We start from the raw sequence: 10,000 nt of genomic DNA on the forward strand, positions 1-10,000 counted from the left end.
GTTTTATTTTTCGACGCAATATCAAATGAAAAAATAGCCATCCGCTGTGGACTATTTTCGTCACTGGTGTAGATCAGTGATCTGCCATCTGCGGCCCACGATATGCGGCTAGAGATGCTTGTTTTTCCGCAAGGAGTTAAAAGCTCATCTTTCCATTCAGATTGGCCTGGCTTACCTTCAAAAGTAAGCATTCGGATTTCACAAAACTCTCGATATTTGAGTCTTTGATAAGCAATAGCAAGACCGTCAGGCCGCCAGCTTGCACCGTAGTCATCAGCATCACTTTGAGTTAACTGCTGCGTCTGATGATTGATAAGATTTTGCAGAATCAGCACATTTGAGGTGATATTGCCTTTTTTATAGCTGTAAACCAAAAAATCATTACTTGGTGAAATAGCTGGGTAATACTCAAAGCCATCCAATGAAGACACCGGGCTCCAGCTTACAAAAGGGGCTTGCTGTTGTTCTTCGGTGCTTGAAGGCCAAAAAATCCAACTGGCCAATACAGCTAATAGCACAGTGGCGACAGTTAAACTAACCCACCAAATCCTGTTGATTTTCCGCTCTGCAGCACTGACAGGTTCATCCTGCCGTTCAGCAGACTGCACAATTAACTGTTCCTGCTCAATCACCTTGGCGATAAAGCGATAGCCACGCTTTGGAATAGTTTCGATATAACGCGGAGATTTGACATCATCCCCCAACACGTCCCGCAAAATACTGATCACCCTTGCAACACGGCCATCAGTCACAGAGGTCATTTGCCAGACTTCTCTTAACAGTTCTTCTTTACTTATTAAACGGCCCGGATTTAACAGAAAAAAATTCAGAACACTTTGACAAAGATGATCCAACTCAGCCAGCTCACTGACCTCCATCCGGCTATTGAGTTTTGCCAACTTATCCAGCTGTGGTAAATACCACCATTCTTCAACTTTTAATTGCTTCTCTGGCCTGAACGACATAAGTCAATAATTCCCGTTTATTCGCAATCTGTGAGTAATGCCGCACTGACCACTTTGGGTAACAATAAAGTTCCGTCGCAATGGTCAGCCACCGCATGGCCAGTCGTAGCGGAAAAACGCCCTAAACTGACATCCGGAGGTATGGCCCGGAACAAAGAGTTCGGTGGCACCATGCTGAAATACCGGCTGAATAAAGTTAAAGCACCAGAGCCTCCGGTCAGACCTATAGATTTATTGTCATCTCGCCCCAACCAGACAGTCACCGAAGTTTCATGCTCAAAACCCGTGAACCAGCTGTCTTTATGCTCGCTGGATGTGCCGGTCTTTCCGGCAAAACGTATACCAGGAAACTGATTGGCCAGTATTTTTGAGGTACCGCTGCGACTGCTTTGTTGCATGGCATATTGCAACAGGTAATCTGCTTCTTCTGTAACTCTTTGTTGCACAATGTTTCTGCGCTGATGCAACATAGTACCCGCAGTCGTAGTAATTGACTCTATGCTGGCCAATTTTATGTAACGGCCTTTGTTGGCAATCACCTGATACAGTTGCGCTACTTCGGCAGGTGTTAACTCTACAGCACCCAAAAAGGCTGAAGGTTGTAGCTTCACGTCCCGTTCCAGACCAAGGCGTTTAAAACCTTCTTGTAACGCCGGCAACCCCAGCTTTAAACCTAAACGTACGGTAGGAACGTTCAGGGATTCTGATAAGGCCTGGATCAAGGTCACCTGACCACGAAATTTCTTATCAAAGTTTTGTGGGCTCCAGCCTCCCTGACTACCTTTCAGATGAATTGGGCTGTCATCCAGCATGGTGGCCAGACTAAACTGATTGGGTCTGCTCAGCGCCTGCAGGTAAAGAACGGGTTTGACTATACTGCCAATCTGCCGGCGAGCATCTAAAGCTCTGTTATACCCGGCAAAATGCACAGCTTTACCGCCCACAATGGCTTTATATGACCCAGCCTGATAATCAGTCACAACCATAGCGGCTTCCAACTTGCTATCCAGTTCGGACAAGCGTTGTTTCACTGTCTGCTCTGCTGCAAGCTGGGCCTGTGGGTCCATATAAGTAAATATTTTGATGCCGTTTTCAATGGTTGCCTGATCAGTCACTAACTCTTTCAGCTCACGCTTCACAGCATCCAAATAGGCAGGAGAGCGACCTTTTAAATGGTGACCCATAGGGATCACTGCCAAAGGTTTTTTTACTGCTCGCTGGTAATCTGAATCGGATAGTAAGTTTTCGTTATGCAACATTTTCAGCACCAGATCACGTCGATCTTTAGCTCTGGCACCAAAACGTCTTGGATCATAATAAGAAGGACCTTTAACCAGGGCCACCAGCAAGGCATATTCCTCCGGCAACAACTCATCCAGTGGTTTACCAAAATAAAATTTACTGCCAAGCGCAAAACCATGCACAGCATTGTTATGGAACTGACCAATAAAAATTTCGTTCAGATAAGCTTCCAGAATTTGATCTTTACTGTAGCGATAATCCAGGATCAGGGCGATCAGCGCTTCGTTCACTTTTCTGATCACGGTTTTATCCGCGGTCAGGTACATATTTTTTGCCAACTGCTGAGTTAAAGTAGAACCGCCCTGCACAGTTCGCCCAGCCAGCAGATTGGCCCAGAAGGCCCGGACCACAGACCAGACAGAAACACCATGATGGCGATAAAAGTCGCGGTCCTCTATAGTTAACAGCGCATCTTTAATGTGCTCTGGCATATCAGCCAGAGTGACCATTTCCCTGTCTTCCTGCTCCGAAGACACCAAATGCTGCACCAGTTGTGGTTCAATACGGGCTTTTTGTACCGATTTTTTTAACTGATGATCATAAATGTTATGTACCCGCTGACCAGCGAAGGAGACAGTAAATACCTCTTCCTGATCGTAGCCATCGGCAAACTGAAAAGCGCGGCGAAACACTGTAACTTTGCTATTCGATTGATTGTACTGGCCTGGCCCTGTAATTTTATCAACAGCCCTGTATTGCAATAAATCCAGCTCACTGATGAGCTGTTTTTGTGTCAGACTTTTGCCCGGAATTAATTCCAGACTTCGGGCATAAACCTGTGCAGGAAACTGCCATTTGTGACTGGAAAACAAGGTAGTAATTTTGCTATCCAGATAAATCAGATAAATAAATAATGTTAGTAATAAAACCAGCCCAAGTTTCAGGGCTAGCCACAGCATTTGACGGGCAAATTGTGGACGCTTCGCCTGTTTAGCGGCTGGTTTTTTTCTTGGGGTGCGGCTGGGTTTTTGTGTCATTTGTGCATAGCTTTTTTAGTTTTATTAGTCGGCATGGCGTCGGCAGGATTTTCGGGCCAATAGTGTTTCGGATATCGACCTTTCATTTCCTTTTTTACTTCTGTGTAACTATTGGCCCAGAAACTGGCCAAATCCTGAGTCACCTGTAAAGAGCGACGCGCTGGCGACAATAAATGAATTTTCATGGCTAAACGCCCGTTTGCCACAGTTGGAGTATCGAGTTGACCAAACATTTCCTGAATACGGATCGACAAAATGGCCTCACCTTCCTCACTGTAGTGTACTGGGATCATAGAGCCTGCAGCTGAACGCCAACTGTCTGGCATCAGGCTGCTAAGCAGTTGTTGCTCTTTGTAACTTAAACGTTGCCACAATAAAGTGTACAGGTCTAACTTATTCAAATCATTCAGTTTTGTAAATTTAGCTAAGGCTGGAGCTAACCAAACATCGGCATCAGCCCACAAGGAATCATCATCGGCTTTAGGCAACTGATGCTCTGGCATATGGGTGTGCATCAATTGCAAACGATAGCGCAGCTGCAATGCCTGCTCAGTCCAGGGTAACACCTGCAATCCTTGTTGTTTGATCCAATCCAGCCAGGCTTGCTGCTGTTCAGTCTCGGTCAATTTAGTAGTCAGAGGTTTACGTTCCAGTACACAACTGCCCAAGACTAAACGTTGTTCGGCGATAAAACGGCCCTGCTGCGCGTCAAAACCAACGTAGTCCTGCGACTGTAAATCAGAACGCCACTCTTGCATCAGTTCAGCTAAAGTCCAGCGGGCTGCCAGACTGACCTGAGTCGTTTGACCAAAATATAAATCACAAATCACCAGCACTTCACTTCCTGAAAGCGCACTGTCCGGGAATAATGATGCTCCGGCACTGTTGGTCAACAGATAACCTTTACCTCGCAATAACGCGATCCTGTCAGGAAAAGCGCGGCTTAGTAAAGCTGCGGTTAAATGCTGCGGCAAATAAGAGCTGACTTTAATTTGATTTTGCTGTGCCAGTTGCTTTGCCTGCTGTAATAAAGCGCCCTGCATGGGCTGCTGCAGCAGCAGATCCATATCCTGCTCACGACTGCGGTTTGGGTTCTCCAACAGAGTGACCAACACCACTGCCAACCAGGCTGCACCTTGCTCACCTTGTTGTTCCAGTTGTTTGCCATGCAGCAGCAAAGCGGCCAGACGTGGCTCTGTTCCTGTAGCTAACAACTGCCGGCCAAAGTCTGTGATTTGGCCTTTGTCATTAATAGCTTTGAGCTGTAATAACACCCAGGCTGCTGATTTCAGATTATTTTGAGGTGGAAAATCCAGCCAGAACAATTGCTCCGCGGAACAACCCCAGGCTGAAATCTCTAACAATAAGGAGGTTAAATCTGACTGCAATATTGCCGGCGGAGTATAAGCAATACGGCGTTGCCATAACTCTGCACTATCGAGGCGATAACAAATGCCAGCGGACAGGCGCCCGGCCCTGCCAGCTCGTTGGATTGCGGAAGCCTGACTGATAGCCACAGTATCCAGCCGGGTTAAACCATGTTTCGGATGATACAGGGCCTGACGACACAAACCCGAATCGACAACGACTTCAATTCCTTCGATGGTTAAACTGGTTTCAGCAATATTAGTGGTCAATACCAGCTTACGCCGTCCTGCCGGGCTTGGCGCTATGGCCTGTTGCTGTTCGGCCAGAGTTAAAGCCCCGGACAGAGCGTAAATATCTAACTGCTTATCTCTGTTTTGCTCCAGCAACCACTCCATGGCCTGATTAATCTCACGCTGACCAGGTAAGAAAGTCAGAATACTGCCCGGATGTTTCAGGCTGGCTTGCAGACTTAGTCTGGCGCATTGCAACCAAACAGGCTCAGAGCTTGGCGACTGATAAAGCACATCAACCGGATAACTACGTCCTTCGCTGCACAGCACTGGCGCATCCAAAGCGGTGGCTAGTTTTTGCTGGTCCAAAGTAGCGGACATAATCAGCAACTGTAATTCGCTGTTCAGTTGCTGCACCTCCAGCGCCAGTGCCAAAGCTAAATCCGCCTGCAACGAACGTTCGTGGAATTCGTCAAAAATAATCAGATCTATGCCAGCAAGTTCAGGATCCTGCTGAATTTTCCGGATCAACACCCCTTCTGTGACGATCAGCAGACGGGTATTGTTGCCATATTTTTTTTCATGGCGGATTTGATAGCCAACCTGTTGGCCCACAGCCTCATTCAACTGGCCAGCCAGAAAACTGGCGATACTTTTAGCTGCCAACCTTCTGGGCTCTAATAGCAGGATTTTTTTACCAACAAAATCAAAATGTTGAAGCAAATATAGCGGCAGGTAAGTAGATTTACCCGCACCTGGCGGCGCAGATAAAATAACTTTGTTGTGTTGTTTCAGGCTCTGCATCAAAGCCGGACAAATTTCTGCAACAGGTAACAAATTAGGTCTCTGGATAAACAAAAAGCAGCCTTATCTTAGCTGCTTTTTAATATGAACCGAAGTCAGAAACATCAATGTCCAGACCAATTGCTGTGTTAAACAGCAATTGGTGCTGAATTATTCGTTGATCAACGTCTGAGCCACCAGACGAATACCTACACCAGTGGCTCCAGCGGACCAAAAGCCAGTCGCAGAGCCCTGAAAAGCGGCCGCTAAATCTAAATGAACCCAGCCTTTGCCATCATTAGGCACAAAACGACTTAAAAAACCCGCCGCATTGCTGGCACCACCAGCACCACCGCCTTTAATAGGGCGGCTATTAGCGGTATCAGCATAAGCAGAAGGGCATTGGCCCTGATGCCATTTTTCCAGCGGTAATTGCCAGGCACCTTCCTGTACCTGGTCAGCATAAGCCAATACCCGTTGCGCTAAGGCTTTGTCCAAAGCGAACACTGCATTGTATTCTGTACCTAAAGCATTTACTGCGGCACCTGTTAAAGTGGCAGCGTTAATAATAAGTTGTGGTGTGGCTTCTGCAGCTTTTTGCAAACCATCGGCCAGCACTAAACGGCCCTCAGCGTCTGTATTGACTATTTCAACTGTGACACCGTTTTTATAGGTCAGAATATCGCCTAACTTAAAAGCACCGCCGGAAATCAGGTTTTCAGCACAGCACAAAATCAGCTGCACTCTTTTGTTTAAGCCCTGCAGTATCGCCAAAGCTAAAGCTGCGGTGACAGTGGCTGCACCACCCATATCACATTTCATGGTGACCATGCCTTCACTGGCTTTAATCGAATAACCGCCACTGTCAAAGGTAATACCTTTACCCACTAAAGCCGCAAAGACCGGAGCATCTGTTTTGCCCGTTGGGTTGTAGTCCAACACCAACATGGCCGGATCCCGGTCGCTGCCGCGGCCAACCGCATGGATACCTACCCAGCCATTTTCTAGTAATGCTGAACCTGCAATAATTTCTGCAGACACAGAACCTGCTGGCGCGACTGCCTGAATAAAAGTAGCAGCTTGTTCTGCCAAAGTAACAGGGGATAAATCTTCCGGAGTCTGGTTGATAATAGCTTTAGCCCAGCTAAAGGTCTGATGGAGATGCTGTAATTGCTGTTGTTCAGCTGCTGTGCCTGTCCAGCCGATAGCGCCCAATTTTTTTGCCGTACAAAAACCCTGATACAAAGCCCATTGACTGTCGACAGTCCAACCATCACCTACCAGTTGAAACTGCTGAATACCTAAAGCATCCAACTGACGACCTGCTTTTTGTACTGAACGCAAATCAGTCACTTTGACATGTAATTGGTAGCCTGTTGTATCAGGCGTTAACAGCACATTTTTGCCCCATTTGGCATCTGCAACATCGTTACTTAAACGAACTTGAATTAGATCTGACATAGTTTTTATCTCATCATCACCGGATAAATCATGAGGCCGAGTGTACCACAGGCCCTCAAGAGGTTAAGACGCTGTGCAGCATTTTAGCGCTTAATGCGATAAGTAATGCGGCGAATACTTTCTTTAAGGTGGCTACAGGTAATTTATGGGCCAAAGCTGCGCCCAAAGGGGCCGTAAAATAACTGACAGCCGCTATCAGCAACATAGCGGGAAGATAGACATATCCCAGACTGTAGCTCGGTAGCCCGGCAGTTGTCGAAGCTCCGGCCAGGAAATAGCCCAGCGTGCCACTGATCGCAATAGGTAAACCAACGGCAGCAGAAGTTCCTATCGCCTGTTGGATTTTAACATTACACCAGGTTAAAAACGGCACGGTCAGCGAACCGCCACCAATAGCCACTAAAGCCGACACTGCACCTATCACTAAGCCAACACTACTTAATCCAATAACACCTGGCAGTTGTCTGCTAGCTTTAGGTTTGATATTCAGCAACATCTGCAGAGCGACGTAACTCATAAAACAGCAGAAAAATATCGCCAGCGCCAGAGACGATAAAGCTGCCGCCAGATAAGCTGCAGCGACAGTACCTATTAAAATGGCCGGTGTTAACTTCCAGACCACAGACCATAAAATAGCACCATGTCGTTGATGGCTACGCATACTGGAAAAGGACGTGACAATAATGGCCGCCATGGAGGTTGCCAGTGCCATATGCACAGACAATTCAGCCGGAAAGTGTTGCGCCAAAAATAAAGCGGTCAGCACAGGCACCATAATACCGCCTCCGCCTACCCCTAATAAGCCAGCAAAAAAACCTACAAAAGCACCTAACAACAAATACGCAAGTATCCATTCGATGGCCATAACCCACACCCTTTGTTCGGAAAAGAGCCTTACTCTAACAAAGAGAAGCGGTAAAAATCTTCTGTTTTGAATAAGTTAACAGGGGGTGTAAAGATCAATGCTTCCCAAGTCGGGTTTTTGCGGTTTAGAGTGGTGTTTTTTGAAACCTGCCAAATTTGTAACATGTTGGAAAAAAGGTGACGCAGGCAGTTCTGCTCTGTATACTTCGGCGGCTTTTTTAATAGTGATTGCAGCTGTCATATTTTTCTGCTATCACTAGCCGCCAACTTTTTGCTTGGCACTGTTTTACAGGAGATGATCATGCCAGAAGGCAAAACCGTAAAAACCTTGGGTCTGTTAGCCCTTGCCGGCGTAGAGCCTTATCAGGCTGCGCAGGGCGAAGAATACATGAACCCAAAACAGCTGGACCATTTCCGCCGAATTCTGGACGCATGGCGTCAACAGTTACGTGAAGAAGTGGATCGCACCAAAAACCATATGGCCGACGAAGCTGCAAACTTCCCGGATCCAGTGGACCGTGCTGCTCAGGAAGAAGAGTTCAGTCTGGAATTACGTGCTCGGGATCGCGAACGTAAATTACTGAAGAAGATTGAAAAAACTCTGCAAAAAATCGAAGACGAAGACTTCGGTTACTGCGACACCTGTGGTATCGAAATTGGTATCAAACGTTTAGAAGCCCGTCCTACTGCCGATCTGTGTATCGACTGTAAAACGCTGGCTGAAATCAAGGAAAAACAACTGGGCGGTTAATGATGCCTGTTGTCCCTCCTGCTTACAGGGGCCGGTTTGCGCCATCGCCATCCGGCCCTTTGCATTTTGGTTCCCTCATAGCTGCTGTGGGCAGCTACCTGCAAGCGAAATCCCAACAAGGCCAGTGGCTGGTGCGGATGGAAGATATAGATACCCCCAGAATGCAAGCTGGCGCAGCCGACAGTATTTTACACACCCTGGAGCGTTATCAACTGTTCTGGGATGGTGATGTCTGGGTGCAAAGCCAAAGACTAGAGCGTTATCAACAGGTGCTGGATCTGTTAAAACAACAGCAACTCACCTATGCATGCAACTGCAACAGAACACGCATCCAAAGTCTGGTGCATGGCTATGACGGCTTTTGCCGTGACAAACAGCTCACCGAAGGGCTATTAGCCTGGCGTTTAAAAGCTCCGGCCACAGCAACATGCTTCACTGACTTACTGGCAGGAGAAGTACAAATCCCATCTAGTGTTGCCGCAGAAGATTATATTTTGAAACGCCGTGATGGGCTCTTTGCTTATCAACTTGTGGTCGTGGTGGACGATCTGGACCAGGGCATCACTGAAGTAGTGCGCGGCGCAGATTTAATTGACCTGACCTCCAGGCAACAAGCCTTATTTGGACTACTTGGTTCTACAGCACCGGCATATCTGCATCTTCCATTAGCTGTCGTTGAACCAGGCTTTAAACTGAGCAAACAAAACCATGCACCAGCAGTAGAGCACTGGCCCGTCAGCGACACTTTAACCGCAGTTTTACGCTTTTTAGGCCATCCACCGCCGCCAGAATTAAAAGGTGCCGACGCGACAGAATTGTTAGCCTGGGCTTGTTCTGCATGGCAGATACAGCAGATCCCAAGACAAAGCGAACAAAAATCGGCGGATTTCCTGTAAAAAAACCAGAGTTTTTCCAGAAAGCACAAGGCCGCACGTTCTATTTTTCCAGAGGCTGCGGTATCATTAGCCGCTTTTTTCATCGAGTTCATTTAGCTAAGCTCACAAGGAGTACTGCCATTATTTCGCGAGTCCTGGATTTTTGCCGCCGCACCCTTGGCAGCAAAAGCGTTGAGAGCGTAGCTCAACCCAAAAAAAGCCGTCAGTCCATTCTGCCTGAGCTGAAAAAAATCTCCCGTGATACCCATTCTGTGTCGCGTAAAGACATCAGCCCTAATGCTTTAAAAGTGCTATACCGCTTAAAAGATGCCGGTTATGAAGCCTATTTGGTCGGTGGTTGCATCCGCGATATTTTGCTGGGTTTAAAACCTAAAGATTTTGATGTGGTGACCAATGCTCACCC

General features: G+C 47.2%; 7 protein-coding genes and 1 pseudogene. 3 read left to right on the forward strand and 5 right to left on the reverse strand.

Translation table 11 applies throughout. The annotated features are described in order from the left end of the window. The 5 genes from LDL40_RS11885 to LDL40_RS11905 form a co-directional block, all read right to left on the reverse strand. The coding region (locus LDL40_RS11885; protein WP_300995592.1) for a winged helix-turn-helix domain-containing protein at positions 1–965 on the reverse strand (965 nt) is incomplete at its 3' end. A gap of 17 nt (positions 966–982) precedes the next feature. Continuing rightward, positions 983–3,244 carry a penicillin-binding protein 1B gene (gene mrcB / locus LDL40_RS11890; RefSeq protein WP_300995593.1) on the reverse strand — a complete coding sequence of 754 codons (2,262 nt, stop codon included), beginning with the start codon at positions 3,242–3,244 and terminating at the stop codon, positions 983–985. After that, entirely contained in the window at positions 3,241–5,700 is a 2,460-nt protein-coding gene (hrpB, locus tag LDL40_RS11895; protein ID WP_300995594.1) for an ATP-dependent helicase HrpB, read from the reverse strand. The genes mrcB and hrpB overlap by 4 nt, the downstream gene beginning before the upstream one ends. Positions 5,701–5,796: 96 nt before the next feature. Continuing rightward, the gene (gene pepB / locus LDL40_RS11900; RefSeq protein WP_300995595.1) at positions 5,797–7,086 is read right to left on the reverse strand and encodes an aminopeptidase PepB; all 1,290 of its coding nucleotides are present in this window, start codon (positions 7,084–7,086) and stop codon (positions 5,797–5,799) included. A 55-nt stretch (positions 7,087–7,141) separates the two neighbouring features. Then, on the reverse strand, positions 7,142–7,951 hold the full coding sequence (locus tag LDL40_RS11905) for a sulfite exporter TauE/SafE family protein (protein WP_300995596.1): 810 nt from the start codon (positions 7,949–7,951) through the stop codon (positions 7,142–7,144). Positions 7,952–8,251: 300 nt separating this feature from the next. On the opposite strand from LDL40_RS11905, the gene dksA reads away from it, so the two are divergent. The 3 genes and pseudogenes from dksA to LDL40_RS11920 all read left to right on the forward strand — a co-directional run. Then, on the forward strand, positions 8,252–8,701 hold the full coding sequence (dksA, locus tag LDL40_RS11910; protein ID WP_046518342.1) for an RNA polymerase-binding protein DksA: 450 nt from the start codon (positions 8,252–8,254) through the stop codon (positions 8,699–8,701). Beyond that, positions 8,701–9,597: a tRNA glutamyl-Q(34) synthetase GluQRS gene (gene gluQRS, locus LDL40_RS11915; RefSeq protein WP_300995597.1), complete on the forward strand. Its 897-nt coding sequence runs from the start codon at positions 8,701–8,703 to the stop codon at positions 9,595–9,597. Before dksA ends, gluQRS begins: the two co-directional genes overlap by 1 nt. Then, positions 9,540–10,000 (forward strand): annotated as a pseudogene (locus tag LDL40_RS11920) (hypothetical protein); the annotation flags it as partial. The gene gluQRS and the pseudogene LDL40_RS11920, both read left to right, overlap by 58 nt.

Source organism: Rheinheimera sp., from assembly GCF_020217005.1.
In the GTDB taxonomy this organism is placed as follows: domain Bacteria; phylum Pseudomonadota; class Gammaproteobacteria; order Enterobacterales; family Alteromonadaceae; genus Pararheinheimera.